At 64.4% G+C, this 21,827-nt stretch carries 8 protein-coding genes and 3 pseudogenes; 7 read left to right on the top strand and 4 right to left on the bottom strand.

All coding sequences use genetic code 11. The features are described from left to right. The first annotated feature begins 275 nt into the window (after positions 1-275). Both FZ983_RS28155 and FZ983_RS28145 read left to right on the top strand, forming a co-directional pair. The gene (locus FZ983_RS28155) at positions 276-629 is read left to right on the top strand and encodes a hypothetical protein (protein ID WP_149227636.1); all 354 of its coding nucleotides are present in this window, start codon (positions 276-278) and stop codon (positions 627-629) included. A 312-nt stretch (positions 630-941) separates the two neighbouring features. Then, positions 942-1,349: pseudogene (locus tag FZ983_RS28145) on the top strand (transposase); the annotation flags it as partial. A 288-nt stretch (positions 1,350-1,637) separates the two neighbouring features. Here the strand turns inward: FZ983_RS28145 and FZ983_RS28140 are convergent. Continuing rightward, entirely contained in the window at positions 1,638-2,504 is an 867-nt protein-coding gene (locus tag FZ983_RS28140; RefSeq protein ID WP_149227634.1) for a DUF4157 domain-containing protein, read from the bottom strand. Positions 2,505-2,939: 435 nt separating this feature from the next. Here FZ983_RS28140 and FZ983_RS28135 point away from each other — a divergent pair. Beyond that, positions 2,940-3,414, top strand: a pseudogene (locus FZ983_RS28135) (IS3 family transposase); the annotation flags it as partial. A gap of 539 nt (positions 3,415-3,953) precedes the next feature. On the opposite strand, the gene FZ983_RS28130 reads toward FZ983_RS28135, so the two are convergent. The 3 genes from FZ983_RS28130 to FZ983_RS28120 form a co-directional block, all read right to left on the bottom strand. Beyond that, on the bottom strand, positions 3,954-4,697 hold the full coding sequence (locus FZ983_RS28130; protein ID WP_149227632.1) for a hypothetical protein: 744 nt from the start codon (positions 4,695-4,697) through the stop codon (positions 3,954-3,956). 68 nt (positions 4,698-4,765) lie between these two features. Then, the gene (locus tag FZ983_RS28125) at positions 4,766-10,756 is read right to left on the bottom strand and encodes a hypothetical protein (protein ID WP_149227630.1); all 5,991 of its coding nucleotides are present in this window, start codon (positions 10,754-10,756) and stop codon (positions 4,766-4,768) included. Then, positions 10,753-18,450: a hypothetical protein gene (locus FZ983_RS28120; RefSeq protein WP_149227628.1), complete on the bottom strand. Its 7,698-nt coding sequence runs from the start codon at positions 18,448-18,450 to the stop codon at positions 10,753-10,755. The genes FZ983_RS28125 and FZ983_RS28120 overlap by 4 nt, the downstream gene beginning before the upstream one ends. Before the next feature lie 996 nt (positions 18,451-19,446). Between FZ983_RS28120 and FZ983_RS28115 the strand changes: the two are divergent. From FZ983_RS28115 to FZ983_RS28100, 4 genes and pseudogenes are all read left to right on the top strand, one after another. Beyond that, positions 19,447-19,677 (top strand): annotated as a pseudogene (locus tag FZ983_RS28115) (transposase); the annotation flags it as partial. A 162-nt stretch (positions 19,678-19,839) separates the two neighbouring features. Next, a complete protein-coding gene (locus FZ983_RS28110; protein ID WP_149227626.1) occupies positions 19,840-20,145 on the top strand; it encodes a helix-turn-helix domain-containing protein in 306 nt (101 codons plus the stop codon). Beyond that, the gene (locus tag FZ983_RS28105) at positions 20,142-21,053 is read left to right on the top strand and encodes an IS3 family transposase (protein ID WP_149227624.1); all 912 of its coding nucleotides are present in this window, start codon (positions 20,142-20,144) and stop codon (positions 21,051-21,053) included. The genes FZ983_RS28110 and FZ983_RS28105 overlap by 4 nt, the downstream gene beginning before the upstream one ends. Before the next feature lie 392 nt (positions 21,054-21,445). Beyond that, positions 21,446-21,634: a hypothetical protein gene (locus FZ983_RS28100; RefSeq protein ID WP_149227622.1), complete on the top strand. Its 189-nt coding sequence runs from the start codon at positions 21,446-21,448 to the stop codon at positions 21,632-21,634. The last annotated feature ends 193 nt before the right edge of the window (positions 21,635-21,827 follow it).

The raw sequence follows: 21,827 nt of genomic DNA, 5'->3' as shown, positions 1-21,827 counted from the left end.
CACCGCCAAGCCGAAGCCGCTCCCGCTGACACTCCTACTTTGCTCCAGCCACTGACACTTCTACCCGGGCGCAACATTTGTGTGAGCGCGGGCAGGTTCTATTCTGAGGTGCGGCAGCGGTCCTTGCAGGCGCTGCTGGGCATCGGCATCGGCACGGCAGCGCTCATCGCCATGCTCGCCATCGGTGACGCTGCCAAGCGGCACGCGCTGGCCCAGTTCCGGGCAATGGGCACCGATCTGTTGGATGCCCGTGCTGCTGCACCGACGCGCGGGACATGGCCCATGTCACCGATTGCTTTTCCTCGTCGCCGACCGAGTCGAGGAATCTGGCCCCGGCCTCCATCGCGTTCGCGAGAATTTCCCTGAAAGGCGGCCCCCCAATCCTTGCCGGACGTGTGCATGTCCATGGCCTTGCCGCGTTGCCGGCAAACGGCATCGAGCGCGGCGCGCGCGTAATTGGCGACGGTGGCGAAGTCCTTCCTGACCGCGATCCCTCCAGCGGCGGTGCCGGGCCCACCGGCCGCCGCCCCGGTCGTGCGTCCGCGGAGATTTTGGCGCTCTTGACCGCAACAGCGGCGCTTGCCGCGCTCTGGTCGGAGATCATCATCGCAACACCCTCCTCAGAATAGAGGGGCGTTCGGGCGCCCCGCTTGTGAGTCTCTTCGGTCCGAAGCGTCCGGCCGCCCCGGCTACGATCAGTTCACGTTGAGCGTCACGGCCCAATCGTCGTTCGAGCTGACGCTGGTGATGGTGTAGGTGCAGATGATGCCGCTGCTGCTGGCGGTCGTGTTGACCGTCGGGTAATTCCACGGGCCGGTCAGGGAACTGCGGAGCCGCGTGGCGACGAAGCGGCAGGAACGGCCGTTGTCGGCCCGCTGATAGGTGACGCTGCACCCGCTCGACGTCAGAGTTCTGGTAGCCGTCCGGGTGGCGGACGAACCGGCCAGGGGCGCCGTGTCGTGGCGGCCTTCATCGCCACGGCTTTCGCGCAGGATGATGCGGCATCGGCACGAACGCAGTGGCGGCAAGTTGCTGATCAGGTTCGTCCAAAGCTGCCGAAGCTGGCCGCCCTGATGGACGAGGCGGAAGAGGACGTCCTAGCCTACATGACCTTTCCCAAGGAGCATCGCGCCAAGCTCCACTCGGCCAACCCGATTGAACGCCTCAACGGCGATGTCAAGCGACGCACCGAGTTTGTCGGTATATTTCCCAACGAGGAAGCGATTACACGCCTCACCGGCGCCATTCTCTTGGAGCAGAGTGACGAGTGGGCCGTTCAGCGGGCGCGCTATATGACGCTGGAAGCCATCGCCCTGCTCGGCGATGATTTCCTCGTCAGCCTGCCCGCTGTGGCTGCCGGACGATCCCGGCCAGACCAGCCGGAGACAAGGAGCGCCTCCCCGTTTCTACACCACGGCCGGGGACACGATCGCAGCGCGCCGGTCACCCGCACAGACCGGCGCTGAGCTGGAAGCGTCGGTATGCTGCCGAACTGGGGCGACAATCCTTCTACTGGTCCGCGCCATCGGCGCGCTCGTCAGTGGCACAGTCGGACGCCTGACCCTGGGCGGGGACGAAAGGCCAAAGCCCTCCCCCAGCTCCTGCCCATATCGCCCATGACCCAGGACGTCACTGCCTCAGGGCATCAGCGAACCGAACACTGGTCCACCAGGGGTTCCGCACCAGCAGCTGACTCCGACCGGTCCATTGACGGGAAGCTGGCATGCCCCGAACGGAGTGCGGCAGATGTTCACCTGCTGCGGCATTCCAATCGCCTGGGGCCAAGCGCCGAACGGGGATGCCGCGCCGGGTGCGGGCTGGTTTGGGTAAGCTGGAACGCTCTGCTGGAAGGTGACCTGCTTGTTCTTCACCTGAATTTCATGCCATGTGAGGAACCTCAGCGCATTGTCCTCTGCTTCTGCCTCCACATCGCCATGATTTTTAGTGTACTGCTTGGCGAATTCGTCAACTCCCCAGCGCTTGTATTGCTGGACGTGGCTCACTTCATGAGCCCAGAGGCCGAGGTTGTACTGTGCATCATCCTCATTTCGGAACATGACGGCGTCGTCGAGTGTGATCGCGGCCGCATCACCGAATTGAAAAGAAAGCGCGGGCAGGGCAACTTCGTTTCCCCACCCGCTACGGTAGCGCACTGACAGAAGGATTTCCTCAGGGAAATACCCGGAAAGGGCAGCATAGATCTGTGGCGGCATCGGCTTGACGCCAGCCCCGACAACATCACCCTTGGATGCCCGAATCCAAGCCGCAAGGGCCGGTCCACCCAACTCACCGGCGGCCTCGTTCGCAACGTGCCTCACCACACCTGATGCACCCTCCTCGACAGCTTTGTAGGGCGGAATGGCCTCCTTAACCTGCCGGTTCGCGTCGTCGAGCGCGGTCCCCGCGCCAGGGACAACCACGTTCACGATATCTCCGATCAGTCCACCAGCGTTCACTGGTGCAACGAGAGCAAACAAGGTAGCCGCGAAAGTCAACATGCGCATTGTTGCCTCCCCGTCAGATGTTGATCAGGGTCATGCTGCGCGAGCAATATTGCTTGGTCAATTCCTCTTAGGGTAGAGTGTTGGTCGTCCTCTGCTGGGGTCCCGGCTGTGTCTGCCGAGGGAGACTACCGCGCACGCGCGGCCGAACAGCCCCCACGGTTCACGAATGAGTCGAGCACAAGGCAAAGCTGTCGTTTCAGCCGCAATTCCGGTCAGAACGGGAAGAACCCGCAGCCGTCATCGGCGATCGTGTCGACGAGCAGGGGCCGGTCCAGCAGGATGTTGCGCATCGCGCAACTCGTCTCCGCGATCAGCAGGCAGCCGTGGCAGGCCACACCGTTGAGTGCCCAGTCGTCGGCGCTCGACGCCGGTTCGTGGTCGGCGCAGACGGGATCGTTGGAACAGAGGGCGATCCGCTCCAGCGCGGCCCCAAGGCAGGGCTTCGTTTACGTCGCCTTCGTCATTGACGCCTTCGCCCGCCGCATCGTCGGTTGGCGGGTGTCGCGCACCGCCCACGCCAGCTTCGTTCTGGACGCCTTGGAGCAGGCGCTCCACGATCGCCGACCGGCACAGGGCAGCGGCCTCATCCATCACTCCGACCGCGGCTCGCAATACGTTGCCATCAAGTATACCGAGCGCCTGACCGACGCCGGTGTCGAGCCCTCCGTGGGCAGCGTCGGCGATTCCTACGACAACGCCTTGGCAGAGACGATCAACGGCCTCTACAAAACCGAGGTGATCCGCCGCCCCGGACCATGGCGCACCCTCGAAGCCGTCGAATTCGCCACCCTGGAATGGGTGGACTGGTTCAATCACCGGCGCCTGCTTCGAACCTATCGGCAATATTCCTCCCGCCGAGGCCGAAGCACGCTACTATGCCCAAGCTGAGGATGTCGCCATGGCGGCGTGACTCAAGCCGAATGGCCTCCGACAAACCCGGAACGGTTCACCCTGTACGCGACGAGCCTGACCAAGGCCTCGGCGTTGAGGGGTGGCCGTAGAGGGCGAACGGCGATGTTGCCTTCGAAACGGGCGGAATGCTCGGCAAGCGGGACTGTGCGCACCCCGGTCCGGAGCGTTCCATTTTCGAGATCCGCGACGAGCGGAATCGAGGTTGCCGCAAAAAGGAGCGGTTCCGGCATGGACGGAAGGACCAGTACGAGGCCAGTCTGCGCCCAAGGGCGCCTGAGGTGGCGCTGTAGACGACGGTACAGGGGGACCCCTTCCAGAAAATAGGACCACATCACCGGATCGGTAAGCCATACCGGCGCCCTTTCGCTTGTCTGACTTTGCCAGGGATCCCAACGTCAGCGTGCCGCTTTCGCAGCCCGCCATCTGACCGAGATCAATCTCCGTCCAACTTATGCACCACCGTCACGGTTCTTCAATTGGGGTCTTCACAGAAGCATCAAATAGGACTATAAATATTATGACTAATCCCATTTATTGCTATTGGTTTTCTATTGTAATCACGCGGTATTTTCCGCCTGAAAGCTTCCATTCGATATCATTCCGCCAAGCAAGCGTAGCAAAATACGGACCAGTGGAATCAGGCAGTGATTCCTGACATGCGTTAAATGGTGGGCTTCCCTTGATCTTGTAAGCAGCGCTATTGAGAACCAAATATTCGCGCGTGCTGTTGGGAGGACCGGAGACGCCTAGGATCGTAAAGAGGTGTCCGTCCTTGTAGATCTTGTCTCCTATCTTGGTCGCTGATGAGATTGCGACATCCTTTACCGCGTTTCCGAGAATGAACGATGCGCCTAAATTGGACTTCGACGAAATTCCTGTTTTACCGCTTATGGTGTTCCCTAGGGCGTCTATATCATAGGCTTTCTCCTGAACCGTGTATTTGCTGTTGGTGGCGTTGTTGATAGCGATTTTGTAGTCTTTGACGTTTGCAAAACGCTTGCTTTCCGGGGTTCCTGGGGCTTCCGTTTCATAGCGGGCGTTACGCGCCTTCACGACTTCGGCCCGCAGACGCTCCTCCATAGTCCGGAGCGATCGCCAATCCCTGAGGGGAAAGGCGGGATCGCGCTTGAAGGCCAAGGCGATCGCGAGCACGTAGGATTGGCAGGTGTCGCTCGTGGCTTGGCCAACCTGCTGTTCGATGAGGAAGGTTGGATCGTCCGCAAGTGCTGGTGCGGCAATCCCCAACAACACGAGGGTCGGGAAAACAGATGCAGATCGCATGGTATGCCACTCCGCTGAAGGTGTTTGGGAACCCGGTGCGTCCGTGAAAGCAGTGTTGCCGGCAACTGCTATATCCGTCCGGTGCCGAGCGGCACCTTCACAGCAAAGCGCGGTCCCGACTCGACAAGACGGGACCTGCCATCCGGTCCAGCGTTCTCGTCCGGTGAAGCCGATGGTCGTCGCTCGAATTCCTCAATGAACAGCGTGGTGTCCAATTGATTGGTCGAAATCCGCGGATCTTCGGCCATAACAAACGTGTGCGACCACCTCAGTCCATCGGCGCTACGCTGCGGTGCGGTCATTGGATCGCTCTCCCAGTATGCTTCCACGCACCCTGATTGCAGGGCCACATCGCACAGACGCAGATCGCCGCGCCGCTCATTGCGCAGAACCCAAGCCCGCATCCGGGGGCGGTCGTCCGGATCCTCCTCCGGGTATGGTAAATTCTTGTCGTCGCGCCCCCGGGACATCAGGTCGCCCGCCCGGACGGAGCCCGGCCCAAAGATGGTGAACTCCACCGGATATCCCTTGCGTTGCGGATCGTAGCCACCGACGCGGGTCTCGACCGTCCGCCGCGGGAGGATCTGGACGAACTCCATAGCCGGTTCGGAAACCCTGAGCGCCTCCGGCGCATGCCGCTGATAGCGCACGAGACCGAGCCGGATGAACGGGTCCGGCAGATCGAACGCGTTCAGTTCGACATCGACATACCAGACGTCTTCCCGCCAGTCGAAGCGCGGCGTGTAGAGAACGAGCGATACCTTCAGACTCTCGCGGTTAGCATCGGCCAAGTCCTTCTGCGTGTCGAAATCGCCCTCGGTCATTCGAGGAATGGGCATCGATACGCGCCGCACCACCTCGCCGTCACCGGACGTCCGCACCGCTCCCGAAGCATCAAAAGCGTCGGCGAAGACCTCGCGCGGCATGAACCAGCCGTCTGCGGTCGGTCCTCGGCGGATCGGGTCGCTTGCCCAGCGGCTCACGAAGGCGCCCCCATTGCCAAGCTGGCAGTCGTCAAACGGTTCGCATGATTTTTCCTGAACTTGTCCGGACGCGGTATCGAACAGCTTGTTCCGAGAGACCTTGCGCGGGTCGAGCTCAAACAGGTCAGGCGGCCAAACCACAATTCCCAGCTGCTCCCCTTCCCCGGACGAGAACCAGGGCCGGCGCATCCTGACTCGAACGAAGGTGCGCCGGAGGGTTCGCGACGTGCCGGCGGTCGGGCGTTCGACCGACCACACGAAGGACGGCAGAAGACTTTTGGGACTGAGCCGGGCGGGCCGCCAGGTCGCAGGCACCCAGACCGACCGGTGCTTCTCCGGAACGGACGCGATCTCCGACGGCTCCAGTGCCAGGACCCGGCTGGCGAGCTTCTCTTCCACGCTCAACGGTGCTTCGGTGTAATCCACGGAATCCGGGGTTTCATTAAGGCCGAGGAAAGCACCCGCCGTGTCGACCAGCAGCGGCCGGAACCGCGTCTCGGCCACTAACGAAAGTTCGAGGCGGCGTGCCCTGGTATCGGCGAATGGCCGGCGCAGGGCGTAGGTCCGGAGCGCGCCATGGGGACCACGCAGCAGGTCGATGGGTCGAAGCCCGCGGCCTTTGGGCACCGCCTCCTCTGGCTGAATTTTGTCGATGCGCAGCAGCGGCACGGTGTGAGGCGTCAGCGTAACGAACCCTTCGTCGTCGACCGCAAAACCGTAGACGCTCTCGAACAGGCTTGCAAATGCGTCCTTGCGGGTCGCCGGAGGACCATCCATGACGGCGCGGTAGCGAGGGTCCGTCACGTGGAGCCGACGACCCGGGTCGTCGAGGAGGGTCCCTGATAGCCCCGCCGTGCGGGCGATCACGTCCACTGCTCCGGTGGTCTCCACGTCGGCGAACACGGTTCCCAAAAACAGTTGCTCGCTCTCGCCGGCCTGGCTCAGGTCGAGATACTCGTCAGGCGCGCCGGCGCGCTGTCGATCCAGGATGGCGCGCTCGACATCCTGCCATTCAGCAAGCCGCCGGCGCACAACGTGAACGCCAGCCACACGGCCTGAAAGGTCCAGACCAGCAGGCGTATCGAAGGTCGGCCTGTGCAAAGGGCGCTGCAGGGCATGGGTCACCTGGATGGTTGTGACCGCGCTGACCTCTGGCACCGGGACCTTGGTGAGCCGCTGCAAGATCTCAGTGCCGACCGCCTCGATCACGTCGCGGCAGGGTAGCGACAACCCCCCGGCGCCGCAGCGCAACGCCACCTCGATGCCAACCGCCTCTGCCTGGACAAGTGCATCGCGCAGCACCGCGAGTTCGGCCAAGCCGGTAAGAGCTCCCAACCCGGCCGCACACGCCTGATCGACGCCAGACACCTGCCCGCCCTTGATCACCGCCAGCATGGCGGCGCTTTCGACCAGGTCGAAGGTCCGGGCAAAGACGCGCGCATGCCGCACCAAATCACTGTGGCCGATTGTCCGCTCGCGCCAATCTCCCACATTCCTGTCACCTGGCAGGCACCAGACATCGATGTCGAAGTCCTCTCCCGGTGCCAGCCGGATCCGGACGCGCCGGACGGGAACAGTGGCGTCGCCGCCGTCCCAGCGGGCAAGGTCGGACGCGGCACGCGGAGAGAAGCGCTCGAGCCCGTCGAGAACGCCGACGTCGGCAAACGCATCGTGCTGCACGACGCTCTCCTGCGTTGCCGGCCGCATCCGCCGTTCCGGGCCGCCGGGGGGATTGGAGCGCGGATCGGCTGCCGATTCGTCGGGGTCATGCTCCAGGTCCAATATAATGGGGACCGCGTCGGGGTAGCGTCGGCCGAGTCCGTACAGCGGAAGCACAAGGACGGTGCCGTCGAGATAATGGTGGTTCCTCACCGGCGTGCCGTCGGCCGGACGGCGGCGCACGGCGACAGCCATGGCCATCGCCCCGGGGTCGGGATAGTAGGGGAGCCGCCGCCGAAGGGCGGTCGGATCGGCCTCCCACCCGACCTGGAAGACCGGATCCAGCGGTTCGCGTCGATCCTCCGACAGGTACGGCGTTGCCGGCTCGTGCTTCACGCTGGCCGTCACGATCCGGTCATCCCTGCCGCGGTACGGGAGGCCACCGTCCTCTGCGTTGAAGCGCACGTTGACCAGGCCGTCGCGCGGCCGGTTCATGCCGTTCATCGAGACGACGGGCACACCGTCGAACGCCCGGTGCGCTGTCGCGAAGGACTGCGCTACCACTGGCACAAAGAGCACACGGCGCGCCGTCGTCGTTCCGAAACCGCGCTCATGCTCCGCTTCGACCGCGCGCAGCACCATCCGGGATGCAGGATCCAACGGCACCTTGCGCGTGGAATCGACCCCGCCCCGCCACCGGGCTTTGACGTTCCGCGCACTGATGGCCAACATCGGCGCATCAATCCGCTCGTGGCGCAGGAAGCGGTGTCCCGTCTCGTGGTCCGGCCCGGCGACAACGGCCGACCCCGGGCTTCGGGGCGGGGTGGGCAGGGCCAGCGTCCCGCCATGCTCGCGTTCGTAGCGCCCGGCGGCCCGTTCGAGTGGAAGCGATCCCCCGCCCACGAAAACGGCCCGGATGCCCAAGCGGTAGCGCCAGCCGAAGACGAGCGGTGGCGGTCGGTATGCGTCGTGCCGGTTCCCACCCAAGAGGCCATAGGATTGCCCGATGGCCAAGTCGGCGCCGGGGTTGGCGTAAAGCTCCGCAACACCCAGTGGCGCCCCGAGGGGATCACCCCGCCACACGGCGATGACATCCTGGCCGAAGTCGAGACGCTCCACACCCGCCGGCCCCCCTTCGGTCTTACGGACGAACAGGCCGCCCAACTCTTGCGTCGATGCCAGCCGCGTGCGCTCCTCCTGATCGGGAACGATCCGACGGAGCAGGTCGTCGATCCACCGGTTCTTCGGCTCAATGGGATCGCTGAACTCCACCGTCCTGTTGGTCAGGCTGCGCCAGAGATGGCGCCCGGCGCGTGCGACGTGGATTCCCACGTCCAGCCTGAAGCCGAGATTGAGATCCTCGGCGTCCTCGACGATCGCGTCAGCGGCAGAATCCGTCTGCGCGCAGAGCGAGCGGTGCCGCTGCCGGGTCTCCCGCCGACCGGTCAAAGTGCATTGGCGCCAGCGGTCGACCACGGTCAGTCCAGCGGTGCGCAGGGTCGGCCGCATGACGGCCCGGCGTTCCGGGTTGGCGAACCACGCCCTGACCTTCGCGTCTTCCACCGCATCGGCCTGGGGCCTGTCGGCCTCGGCAACCGCACAGCCCTGTCCCTTTTCGTCCGGCTGCAGCACAGGGGGCGATGAATCGAGGATACGCCGCTGGCCTTTTTCATTCGTGAGGCGGGCGCTGTTCTCCGACCGGATCTTCTGGATCTCGCTCTCGATGGCGCAGTTGGTGTCGAGCGAGACAATGTCGTAGCGGGGCTGCCGGGTGCCCTGGCCGACCCCAAGGTTGAGCACTCCATCGTAGAGGTCGAGCGCGTCGTCCAGTCCAGCATGGCCCCGCGCCGCGGCCAAGTCGATCTCTGCCCGTGCGCAGGGCCAGAAATGAGCGTCCCGCCCAACGTCCCGCCAGGGCGCATCGTGGAGGCGCAGCTTCGCCGTGGTCCAGATGGGCGAGCGGCCTTGCGCCGCCGCCGGGTCGCGGCGCCCAAACGCCGACGACAGGAACAGGAAGCGGACATCGCGGCACTCCACCGCCGCGATGTCGCCGTCGTCCGCCAGGTCGGCGTCGACGACATCCGTCTCGTGAAAACGGGTGGCTTCGACAAAGCCCGCGCATTCGGCGAGGCAGCGGACAGCTCCCGGACCCGGCGGGGCGGCGTCCGGCGGATCGACGTCGATCATCACGTCTAGGACCATGTTGAACAGCCGGCCGAGCAGAGGGTGCGCCTGCAAAGCGAACAGCCGGCGCGCCGCCACCCCTGACAGCGACAACGCCGGTGCATCGAACGGCGGCGGCTTTGGCGCGGCTTGGTCCGCCGATCCGATGCGTTGAGGGTCGGGGGCGAGGGAGGCCATATACAGGCCGGTCAGGTCCCGGACGAGATCCCTGTGCGCGGGGCTGCCATCGGCCGCCAGCGCTTCGGCGATGCTGACCGGCGCGCGGCAGGCCTTGAGGTGCTCGCCCGCGAAGGCGCGGATGCCGTCGACGGCCGTCCGCAGGTCGGACGCGCACAGGACGTTGCGGACCGCCTGCATCTGCTCTTCTGCACCGGCGCGGACGCGGGCGATGAGCTCCTTGTACTCCGCCGTATCCTGCACGCAGCCGGCGTAGCGCTGGCTGATGCGGTCGAGGGCCGTGGGATCGACGAGCCATGGCCGGGCGGGCGGTGTACCGTCGCAAAGCGGATCGCAGATCGGGTCGCCGCAATCGCGCCCCAGCGCGGCAAGCACGACGCGGGCCCGCCACAGGGCCACGGTCAGTGCGATGTCGCTGCTCGGCACCACCACGAGCGGTGCCTGCGGAACAGTTGCCGCGGCACCCGCCGATGCGAGTACGTCAACCAGCTCCCGCCAGGGGTCCGGGTCCGGGTCGTCCCTGGAACTGATGTCGATCCGCATGTCGGGGGAGAGCCGGGGCCCCATGAGGCGGCGCCACAGATCCGTGACCGCCGCGAGATCGCTGCCCTTCGGTGGGGCGGCGGGCCGGCGCTGACGGGACTCCCCGTAGCGTCCGACCAGGGGCAGGTCGCCGGCGTCCGGCCAGCTTGGCACCGAAAGCGGATGATGCGCCATGCGGGTGGCGCGCACTCGTTTGTCTAGGTCGGCCCTGCTCGGTGCGGGCCGCTCGTTCCCTTGCGAACGGGCGCCGGAGACCGCGACGTCGATCCCGTCGCGCGCGATGAGCCGCTCGATTTCGGCTGGCCAGTCAGAAAGTGCGATCCGGTGGTCGTGCCTGCCCGGGTTGGCGATCGGAACGAGCACGAGCGTCGCCTGCAGGCGACGCCGGCCGTCGCGGTGTTGCTTCGGCACGCCGGCGGCCACGACCCGCGCGGCGACACCCACGGTGTCGGAAAGCCGTCCATCTTCGGTGCCGGGTTCCCGCACCTCCCACTTCCCGTTCCCCACCGTCATGGCCGTTCCTCATTGAACACGAGATCATCGTCGAAGTAGCTTCGGTAGGTCAGCCAGTCCGCCTCCGGCGACGCGGTCCTGGTTTCCACGACGGCGTTGTATTTCTTGATCTCTTTGCGCTTGCGGCGCCGTTCGGCGACCGGGTCGGAGTTCGCCGCAACCGCCGCCGCAAGCGCGAACGGCGCTTCGAGCGCGGCCACCCGGATCCGGTCCGGCAGGTTGGCGAAATCGCGCCCGCGGCTGTCGTCGAGGGCGGACTGCTGCTGGTTCACGGTGTCGTCCTGGAATCCCTGCCCCTGCTGTCGCCATACCGTCACGGTGAAGTCGATGTCGGTGAAACCGAGAGAGAAGGAGTAGGTGAACTCCGCGCTGCCCGCCATGCTCCCGCCTTCCCGCTGCGAAATCCGCACCGTGAGGGAAGCCGCGACCCCGAAGCAGGCGATATGTGCGGAGCCGCCGCAGAAGAAGAACCCGTCTATGGTGGCGCCGCCGGGCGCCTTACGAACGTAAATGCCCAGCGTCAGCCTCCCCTGCCCTTCCAACGGACCGAAGGCGAAGGCGCCGACGCCTCCATACTCGAACGAGGCCTCGAAGCCGACGATGCCGTCGGAGGTCGCCTCAAGGCGGAAGAAGCCGCCGCCGCCATAGGGCGCCGCCGAGATCAGGAACGGCGCGTCGCGACGCGAAAGCGCGATGCTGAAGGTTGCCGGGGCGTTGTCGAACGGCAGCGTGCAGGACGCGTTCAAGCTGACGTTGAGGAAGGCCAACGTGCCGATGGAGATGGTGCCCAGGTTCAGCTGATATCCCGCCTCCACGCCGGGGCGCTCGACGCGCGGGTTCAGGAAGAAGCCATTCTTGCCCCGGGGCGAGCAATAGGCCTCCAGCGGCTTGATGAACTGGACCAGGGGGCCGAGCACGACGTTCCGGACCCGCACGTCGAATGTGTCACGACCGCCGCCGCTGCGGAAGACCGCCTCCGTGAAGTCGAGTTGCACGGCGAACATGCTGCTCCCGAAGAGCCGGACACTGAACGGCCCCAGGCGTCCGGTGGTGCTGATCCGGCGCCGTGTCGGATCCAGCAGGTCGATGGTGACCCGGGTCTGCAAGGACAGATCCTTCCTGCCGTCCGTCCGGTCTGCGGGATTGATGACGAAGATGTCATTCAATTCGTCGGGCACTGCGATGTCGGTATCAAAGTCGTAGCTGAGCGTCGCCTTCGACGGCAGGAGCTTCAGCAGTTCCTGCTCCAGTTGCCGCAGCAGGGCGCCGATATCGATTAGCCGCGAGAAGTCACCGCGCCAAGTCTGCTCGAAGGCCGTGCCGATCGTGTCAACAAGGGCCTCGACCGACGTCGTTTGCCCGTTCCTCCGGTTCACCTCGTCCACGAAGCGGCGGAGGTCGGCCTGGTCAGCCGTATCGAGCGGCTCGCCCCGCCCGGTCTTGCCGGCAAGGACCGTCAGACGAGTGGCGTCGCGGCGCAACCGGTCTTCGAGCGCTGGCTCCGGCTCGTTCGGTATCGTTTCGCCGGGACCGGCGATGATGAACAGCCGCCAGAAAAGTCCGAAGAGCCGCGCATCGATGTTCGAAGGGTCGTTGTCCTTTGCCATCTGACGCACGATCTTGTCGCGCTCGTCGGCAACGGCGGTGTACAACCGTGCGACAACGCTGAGGATGGCGGCTAACGGCTCGCGAAGCTCCGCGGTCAGGCGTTGCGCCACATCGGGTCCGAATGCCAGAAGCCGCGTGAGCTGGTCGAGAAGGGCCGCCTCGACGCCCTTGATCCACCGTTCCTGTATCGCCTGCAAGGCAGCCAGCACGTGGCCGCGCCGGTCTCGCACAATCCGGGCGAGCGATTCCAACCCGGCCGTTCCCCTCGAGAGCTCCCGCTCAATGGCCGCGACCTGCTGATCGAGCCGCTCCTTTTCCTTCCTGACCTGTCCGTCCACGCTGGTCAGTCGCTGGCGAACCTCGGCAACGCCGTCAGCCGATCCGGCCATGCCGGGAAGGGATCGCAATGCATCTTCGGCGTCCTGTAGCCGTTTCAGCAGGCTGTCGAGCGGGTCGGGCAACGGGAGCAGGCTGTCTTCCCGGTCGATGGCGCGGGCAAGGCTGGTCAGGTCATCAAGCGTGTGTCCGATTGCGGCAATCACCGGAGCCAGCGCCGCGAGCCCCTGCCGCATCCGGTCCTCCACCTCGCCAGTGATCCGGGAGCGGGCTTGCTCGGAAACCTCAGCCAAGGTCAGGAACACGTGCTCCTCCGGCGGAATGGCGTCGACGATCAGCTGGCCCGCCGTCGCGGTCTGCGCACCTAGAGCGGCCAACGCTTCCAACGCGGCGGCGCGGGCGTGGACGACGGTGGCGAGTGCGCCGAGGGCGACGTCGGCGCTCCCGCCCGGCCGGCACACCTCCCGGCGGTCGGCAGCGGATACGAAGGCTCCCCGCGCCTGGATCAGCCGTTCGAGGGAATCGCCGAATACGTCAGCGCTCCTGGCGAGTGATATTCTGGCGTTCCCCAGCGCCGCCGCTGGTTTGGCCAGCAGGACGCGCAGTGGCTCCGGCGTGGCGTGCATCGCGGCGTAGGCCCGGATGTCCTGTTCGGCGCAGACCAGGGCGTTGAGGCCGTCGAGCAGCCGCCCGCACGAACGTGCCAGCGCCGTGCTGCCGCCCGCGGGAGGAACCGGGCACGCCGTGGCGGCCGGAAGGGTTTCGGCCTCCGCAAGGTCGAGGCACAGGGCCTCGCCGGCTTCCGGCACCATCACGAGGACGGCCCGCTCCATTGCTTCGGCAACGGAGGCGCAGGCCGCCTCGGCCCGCCTGATCCCTCCGGCCGAGGCGGTTTCGGCAATCAGGACCGTCAGGGCATCGATGAAGCCGCTGACGGGTACCAACAGACTGTTCAGAATGTTCTCGGCACGCCCCTGGACCACCGCCTGCAGCCGGTCGGCCTCGACCTCAATCCTCCGCAGCAGAGGCTCGACACGGTCGTACAGGAATCCGCGTGCGCCAGCACGCAGTTCGCCTTCGAGCCGGGCGATTTCCCGGCGGACCGCGCGCTGGACATTCGCGGGTGCGTTGCCGAGTTCGCTGCGCAGCCGCTGTATCTCAACGGTCAGCCCCGCATTCACGTCGTCGTGCAACGCATTGAGGAATTCCGGCAACGTTGCTTTCAGCATGGCCGTCTCGCAGGCCCGCGCAATGATCCCGGGAACATCCGGTGGGGTCAGCCCGGCCCGCTGGAACACGTTCGTGTCAACCGGCATCGGAAGCGTCACGACGCGACGTGCCCAGTCCAGCGTCGCCGGTTCGCAGAACAGATTGCGCACCCCCCGCCGGACCGTCTCCCGGATCCGGACCAACTCCCCGGCGGTACCGGTCGGGTCGAGCAGTTTGACGGTAAAGCCCTCCACCATTGCGGGGATGCGGCCCAGCACGGCGCGTGTCCGATCCTTGATCGGGCCGCCCGGATCGGCGGCGATCCGGTTCAGCACGGCGACGAGTTGCCCACCGGCTTCGTAGAGCCGAGACGGCGCGTCGAGGGCGCTGCCATCCGCCGGTGGCCAGGCGGCGAAGAGTTTCAGCGCGTCGTCCAATCCCGTGAGCACCCGGTCGAGGTCGGGATAGAGCGGCTGTCCGACCGCGGAGACCTCGCCGGGCAACTTGATTCTGTTCACTTCACGCAACGGCTGGACAACGTTCTTCGTCAGGATACGCACGAGAGCTTCGACCTGATCCCGATCGATCCAGCGGTCCACCACCTCCTTCAGCTTGGGAGCGGTCTTCGACATGGGCAGGTTGGTGATGGTGGCGATCGCCTTGCTCAGCGGGATCAGACCGAGCAGCTTGGCCTCACCGATACCACCGCCGGCGCCGGCGAAGAACGACGCGGGCTGGAAATTCTGGAAACGCTCCAGGTTGGGGGTGGAGTGGAGTTTCGTGTCGCCGACCGGACCGATGCTGCGCGACAGGAACACAACGGGCGCGTTGGGCTGCGCCACGCCGCCGGAGCGGTCGCCTCCCTGCGAAAGATCGAGCGCAACCGTTGTGTCGAGATGCAGAAAAATCTCGGCGGGATTCCTGGTTCTGTCCAGGCCGTGCTCCAGGTAATCGTCCGGAAAGCCGACTGTCGTGACTCCAGTGGGCTGCCCTGAGAATCTCTCGATCTGACCGATCCGAATCCGCGCCGTGTGGATGCCGGGATAGAAGGGGGGCTGGTCGGCACCCTCCATGATGGCGTCGATGGAGAAGTCGACGTTGGCGCCGATGACCTCCATAGGCGCGGCGGTGCCCTTGGCCGTACGCCCCTCTGCCAGCAGGGTCCAGGATTCAGTCTCGAAGGTGGTTTCGCCGGGTTTCGTCGCCTCGGCATAGCGGCGGCTGCGCCCACCGTACCGCATGACGCGCGACGGCCCCTTCGCTTCCTGCCCGGCACCGGCCAGCTTGTTGTAGTAGACACACAACTCCCGCATTGCCGCTTGATTGTTTGCCGCGACGTTGTCGACGAAGATCAGCGGCATGGACACGGTGTCGGTACGCTCTACCAGGATGGAGAAGCACACCTCAGCGCCCTTCTCCGCCTGTGTCCGGGGCAGGAAGATGAGCCCTCGATCGGCACCTCCGGGCAGGCGGATTCGGCCGTTGCCCTGCACACGGGCGTCGGCAGTGGACGCGACGCCATCGCCCGGCATTGGATCCTCGATATCGGGCGTGCGGGTGGTGAGCAGGCGGAGGTTGGACACCGGCCAGCGCCGCCCCCCGAAAGGTTGCCCGACCGGAGGAAAGTTTTTTTCAGGGTTGCCGACGCGCAGGAACATACGCTGCACGAGGTAGGCGACCGGATAGCCGCCGAAGGGGTGGGCGAGAATCCGCCGTTCCGTTTGCTTCACCAGCGAGCAGCGCATACCAAGCGGGAACAGAAAACCCTTGTAGACCACCTCGACGAAGATGTCGCGCCCGAGCACGCTGCGCTGGCGCCAACGCTCCACCGAGAAGGAGATTGCGTTCATGCCTTCGCGCAGAAGGGTCGGCGGTTCGAAGCGCGCGTCCAAGTCTATGGACCCGCCGAGTGAACTCAAAGACAGCTCGCGCATGTGAAACGGCGGCGGCACATAGATGGCGGTTTCCGTCGTCTTGCTCTTGCCGCCGTCGGATGCGTGATCGGACACCGATAAGGCGTAGGATGCGGGTGCAGGAATCTGCCAGCCGGCCGGCCGCCACGATTTTTCCGTCGGGGAGGTCTGGGAGCGGCGCACCGGCATGCCGTGGACTGACGAGAGCAGGACGATTTCGTGCCGATCGTAAGCGTCCATCGGCATGCGAAAGCGGCCGATTTGGCCGGGCGTGCAGTCGCTGCCACCCTTACGTGTTTCCCAGGGCACGCAAGGGCCGCGGGGCGGAGGATCCGCCGCCAGCGGTGTGGGTTCAAACAGGGCCGGGCGCAAGTCGGGTGACCATACGGCGCGTGTTCCGGCCCCGCCCACGCTTTCGTCCAGTTCGGCCCGCCAGAGCGGAACATGGCGAGTGCGCCAGACAGTACCCGTCCCCTGCGGCCCCAACCAGGGATCGGAGGCCAAGCTCCAGTCGGGAGTCCAGAAGCGGGCGTCGTCGGCTGGAGACAGCATCAGGCGGGACGGTAACTCTATGGATGTTTCGAAGGCGGACGGGGGCCGCGTCTGTTTCTCGAGGTCCCGCAAACGTGCAGCCCAATTCTCCTCCGGCGTGCCATTGTTCGGCGCCACTCCATAGTGGTCGAGCATCCTGACCACCAGATCGTCGCCTAGCTCGGGAATCGTCGTTCCGTTGTCGGAATCGATCATCCTCACCGGTGACCGGGATGCCCGCCGGACGACCGCAAGGTCGAAGGCGTTCCAGCGGGTGAGTGCCTCAATCGTCAGTGGGATCGCGCCTCCCCCCGGCCCCGCGGAGGCAAGGCATCGCAATTGGAACACTATGCGCGACGGGCCCGACAGCCGCGCCTCGACGATGTCAGGAAGAGCTTCGCCCTCCTCGGGATTCGAAACCGCGAGTAGCGCGAGAGCGCAGTCCCCGATCGCCTTGGCAGTCTCCGGCGACAGATGGGCTTCGCGGTTAAGGGGACCGTAATAGCGGGACAGCTCCGGCCGCTTCTCCGCTTGGGCTTCCGCAAAGCGGGCACGGAATGCCTTATAGTCGAGGTCCTTTTGCTCCTTCAGCGCCTCAAGACGGTCGGCGCGGAGCGCGGGAGTCATTTCGGGGATCGACGCGATCTCGTTTTCCGACAGCAGCACCTCGGGTTCCTGGTGGATCTGTCGGAAGAAGGTACGCTCGGCAACGTGCTGGGGCGGGAACTCGACGGCCATCAGTGGGTCCGTCGTATCGGCGGTGATACGCAGTCGCGGAGCCCCGCCGCCGACATGCAGGGATACCCCGCGGAAACGGCAGGTCAGCCGCACCAAGTCGACAGCCCGCGACAGACGTAAACTGGAGCGGTCCAGCGGGACAACCAGATCGGGCTCGACATCCTTGCCCCGCCGCTTGCGACCCAGGACGAGCCGGCCCAGCGCCGCGGATGGCTGCGGACCGGGAAACGCGCTCATCTCCAGCGCAACGGGCATCATGCCCATATCGAGACGACTGAAGTCAGCGCCGCCGATCTCCAAGGGCACCTGCGATACCAAGACGCGGCCGTCGCAGCCGGTCAGCAGATCGCCCATCGCGAGCAACCGAAGTCGATCTACGTGCCTTCCCTGCTCCGCTTCGCCGACCAGTTCACCGCTGATCGCGAGGCTTCCCGCCGCGGTTGTAATGCGGATGACCTTCGATGGAACTGGAATGTCAATGCGACGGTAGGTTCGCTGACCGATGCGTACAACCCACGACGTCGAACGGTCACCGGGGAATGGCCCTTCGTCACCACCACGCACGACGAATCGTGCCGCCATGGGCGCCTTCACTTCTGACAGGCAAACAATCGATCGGTCGGTCTCCCGACGCCAGCAGGACCACAGGAATCCACCAGATCCGCGCGCCTCTATCGCCACTTGGGCGCGATCTGGCGCGGTCAGAGTTATCATATCCTTGGACCGGACCTCGGCAGCTGAGACTTCGGCCTTGAACGAACCGATCTGTGACGCGATGCCCGGCCCGATGGGAAGACCGTCGATGTTTGGTTCCCGGTCGAGTGGAACGATGCCAAAGGCAATGGCAGGCATCGTCACCGCAGCGTCCGCTGCAACGATGCCGGCAGGGGACGCGATCTTCCACAGCAGATCCGGACCGAGCGTAACGGTGGCCGCTCCCCGAACCGTGAACGCCCCTCCCAGCAAACGGCGTAGGAACGTCCGACCGCCAGCGCCTGACATACGATTTTCCAGCTGAGCCTTACCAACACTCCACTCGTGGTAAGAGACAGGTTGAAAACGGATCAAGTTGTGGATCCGCAATTCCACGACCCACTCTCCGCCCTTGTCGTCCGGCAGCCGCCGGAACGTCAGCGTGCCGCGCAACGGGTTGGCGCCCGGCAAGAGGAATGGAGCAACCTCGACCGTCCACACATTGCCGGTTCGGCGTGGTGCTGATAAAGCGTCGGCCGATCCGAATCTTGCGCTCGACAACCGCAGTACCGACCCAGAGGCGTATACGAGCAAACCGTCCAAATCCCGGGTAACGTGCAGGTCGCCCTTATCCAGTGCGAGACCAAGGGAAACCGGTGACGCCATCAGCGCGAGTCCGCTGAGGATCACCCGGCGTGAAACCGCCGGGCCTGACGCGGGTGCAGTCTCCAAGCCATGTTCGCGGTCGAATGCCTCGATTGCTCCGGCAGGTTCGCTCGCGCCGCACCCTGGTCTCATTGGCCCCTCCTTGGCTGGGAGTGGAAAGAACTCGCTGGAAACGGGCTGGTACGACTGCCAGGGTGTTCGCAGGTGAATAGATCAGGAAAAGCTTTGTGAATAAAATCAGAGGAAAATATTTTCTAACTACTCTTTGAGAAAATGGAGTGCCTTAGACTGATCCGAAAAGTGCGAGCGCAGCATCAGAACGGATTGTTCCGTTTCCCCGCCATCATAACCGCTCAGGATGTACGCCGATCTAAAACTCACCTATAATATACAAGAAGCAAATCCAATGAATTCCCAAACTCTCAATGAAATAGGTGACATCACCATCACCGACACCGCACGAATAAGTGAAAAATGACTAAATTTCATGACATTGAAATGAATGCCGCAAAGAAAGTTGCCAGTTCTTTTACTTGAAAATTCTGCTTCACACAATCACATCCAGCAATCATGGCAACACTGGAGCCATACCTATTTAAGATGGCACATAGAATTGCTTTTTCCTTCTATATATTAGCAAAACGTAAAAACGGCTATAATGTTATATGCTTAACACAAGAAAAGCAAATAACTATATCGGGTATCTTTAAGATTAACTATGTCAATGAGGCTCCAGCGATACGATGATTTTTTGTGATTGCAATATGCGCACAAAGGATATGCCCAGAAGAACATGCCGGGATTACATACTATTGTATGACCACCTCTAAGCGCGGTGTTAAAAGACGTTTGCATTTGCTTTTAGTCAATTATCTGCTGCGGTATTAACAAACTGACATACGGGAACCAAGATTAGCTATTGAGCGCCCCGAAAAACCATAGTGCTGCTGGCGCTGTCGTGATTCTCTTGCCCCGACGGGCGATGGGGAGAAAGCAATGGCCAATCAAGCTGGTCTATTCGATCTTCAGGACCGTTACGCGGAGCTGAGCAAGAGCGGCGATCCGCTGGAATGTCTTCTGTCGGTTGTGGACTTGGAGATTTTCCGTGCGACGTTGGACGCTGCCTTGGGACGCAAGGATCGCTCCCGGGGTGGTCGGCCGCCGCCGGACGCGGTGATGATGTTCAAGATCCTTGTGCTGCAGGCGCTATACGGTCTGTCGGACGAGCAGGCTGGGGCGCGGCACGGTGCGGTGAGACACCCGACTGCGGTAGATTGAACCGCAACCGGAGGTCTGAACGATGGATGAAGAACAAGGGCGTAAGCCCGAGGGGGCGCCGGAGCGCGCCCAACACGCTGGCGCAGGCGCCCCCCGGACGCGGACGCGAGCATGCCCCAACGGTTCTCCGCGGCACGCGAGGTGGCGGCGGTCGCGCGCCTGCTCCGGGAGGAGTCGCTGGAGGTCGTCGCCCGTGAGCTGAACGTCACGGTGGCGCGCCTATCGGAGTCGCGCGAGCGCGCTCTGGCGGCCGCGGCGTCGGCGATGATGGAGCGCGAACGCAACGAGCGCGATGCGAAGATCGCCCGCCTCAAGGCCAAGCTGGACGAGATCACCATGGACAACGAATTGCTGCGCGAGAAGATCAGCGCGCTGGAGGGCAAACGCCCTTTGGCCCGGCGGAGGTCGAGACGATGAGCCGGACCACCTCGACCTCCACCGGTCGCCCTTACGGTCTGGCCCGCGTTGCCCGAACCTGGCACGTGTCGCGCGCCACCATCTACCGTCACCGGACGGTCGGCCCGGCACCGATGCCCGGGCGCCGAGGCCCGCTTGGCCCCTGCTCGGATGGCGAGTTGGTCGAGCACATCCGCCAGCAGATCCTCGTCTCGCGCTTCCATGGCGAGGGCTACCGCAAGATCTTGGCGCGTCTGCGGCATGCGGGCATTCGCACCTCGGCCCGCCGGGTGCGGCGGCTGATGGGCGCGCACGGGCTGCTGGCGCCGCACCGGGTCGGGCGGCCCCGCACACGAGCGCACGACGGCACCATCGCAACTGAGACGGTGAACGTGATGTGGGGGACCGACATGACCGAGACGATCACCGCGGCCGAGGGCGTGGCGCGCGTCTTCGTGGCCGTAGACCACGCCAACTCCGAGGTGGTGGGCATTCACGCCTCCAAGAGCGGCAACCGCTTCGAAGCCCGGGAACCAGTCCGCCAAGGCGTGCTGCGCCACTTCGGCGCTATCGGCCCGGGCATCGCCGCCGGGCTGAAACTGCGCCACGATCATGGCTCCAATTACATGTCCGGCGACTTCCAGGCCGAGATCAAGTGCCTGGGCATCACCAGTTCGCCCTCCTTCGTGCACGAACCGGAGGGCCACGGCGTGGCCGAGCGCTTCATCCGGACGCTGAAAGAGAACCTGCTGTGGGTTCACACCTACGAGACGATTGAGGACCTGCGCCGCGCTGTGGTCGAGTTCGCCCACCACTGCAACAAAACCTGGCTCGTCGCCCGGCATGGCCACCGCACCCCAGACCAGGTGCGCGCTGACCAACGCCGGGTTGATCAGACACCCATGGCCGAGCTACCCTTGGCCGCCTGAACAAGCCCAGACGGGTGTCTCATTTCCGGGCCGCAGTTCATTCGACCGGGGCTCGGCATCAAAAGACATTCCACACTGCGCGCCAGACGATCGCCGGCTTCGTGATCCTGGCGATGGTCCGCAAAGGGCATGTCGCCGCCATTCCCGCCAACGACATGCCTGACCAGACGACCTTCATCGCAAACCTCTTCGGGTTGGCCGCCTGAGGACGCAGCATCCGCCGATCTTCGCGCTTGCCGTCGAACTATGCAACGGAACCCCATTTTTGCGCCAATGCCGGCTGTATCCTGATTCGGTCCGATTCGCAGTCCCGCACCCTTGTATTTTCGCGACCGCATCGGTTCTCCACAGGTCGGGCTTGTACCGTTGCGACCGCGCGTTTGTACTTTCGAATGAGCGCCGCCTATCGTGGCTTGGCCGTCGGTGTCACGGTGGCGCCTGCCCTCATCCCGGATCTGGCTGAGGTGCATCGGACCTATGATGTCGGCATCGGTGTCGTGGAGTTGCGCGGTGCCAAGACGGCTGACATGTGGTGGGAAAACTGGCGGTTCATCGCCGACGTTCTGGGAGTGAAACAGTGAAGCTGGACGGAAAGGTCAAGCTGCCCCGCCCTACCCCGGACCGATACGCCGGTCTGTTTGCAGATGACGGTGCCGGTCGGCTGCAGGAGGCCATCACCTTCCAATCGCGGACGCACACCGTCGAGAAGATCAAGGCTTTGTGGGAGCGTGCCAGGGACGACTTTCTGGCTCACCTAGGAAGCAGTCGGATCGT

This window comes from Azospirillum sp. B21, from assembly GCF_008364825.1.
Classification (GTDB): Bacteria; Pseudomonadota; Alphaproteobacteria; order Azospirillales; family Azospirillaceae; genus Azospirillum.
The sequence above is the reverse complement of the archived record's forward strand: the minus strand, read 5'-3'. Positions and strand labels throughout refer to the sequence as shown.

Excerpts from the sequence above, each read along its gene's own strand:
- FZ983_RS28155 (WP_149227636.1), top strand. The coding sequence starts at position 276 with ATGGCCCATGTCACCGATTGCTTTTCCTCGTCGCCGACCGAGTCGAGG.
- FZ983_RS28140 (WP_149227634.1), bottom strand. The coding sequence starts at position 2,504 with ATGCGCATGTTGACTTTCGCGGCTACCTTGTTTGCTCTCGTTGCACCA.
- FZ983_RS28130 (WP_149227632.1), bottom strand. The coding sequence starts at position 4,697 with ATGCGATCTGCATCTGTTTTCCCGACCCTCGTGTTGTTGGGGATTGCC.
- FZ983_RS28125 (WP_149227630.1), bottom strand. The coding sequence starts at position 10,756 with ATGACGGTGGGGAACGGGAAGTGGGAGGTGCGGGAACCCGGCACCGAA.
- FZ983_RS28120 (WP_149227628.1), bottom strand. The coding sequence starts at position 18,450 with ATGGCGTCACCGGTTTCCCTTGGTCTCGCACTGGATAAGGGCGACCTG.
- FZ983_RS28110 (WP_149227626.1), top strand. The coding sequence starts at position 19,840 with ATGCCCCAACGGTTCTCCGCGGCACGCGAGGTGGCGGCGGTCGCGCGC.
- FZ983_RS28105 (WP_149227624.1), top strand. The coding sequence starts at position 20,142 with ATGAGCCGGACCACCTCGACCTCCACCGGTCGCCCTTACGGTCTGGCC.
- FZ983_RS28100 (WP_149227622.1), top strand. The coding sequence starts at position 21,446 with ATGAGCGCCGCCTATCGTGGCTTGGCCGTCGGTGTCACGGTGGCGCCT.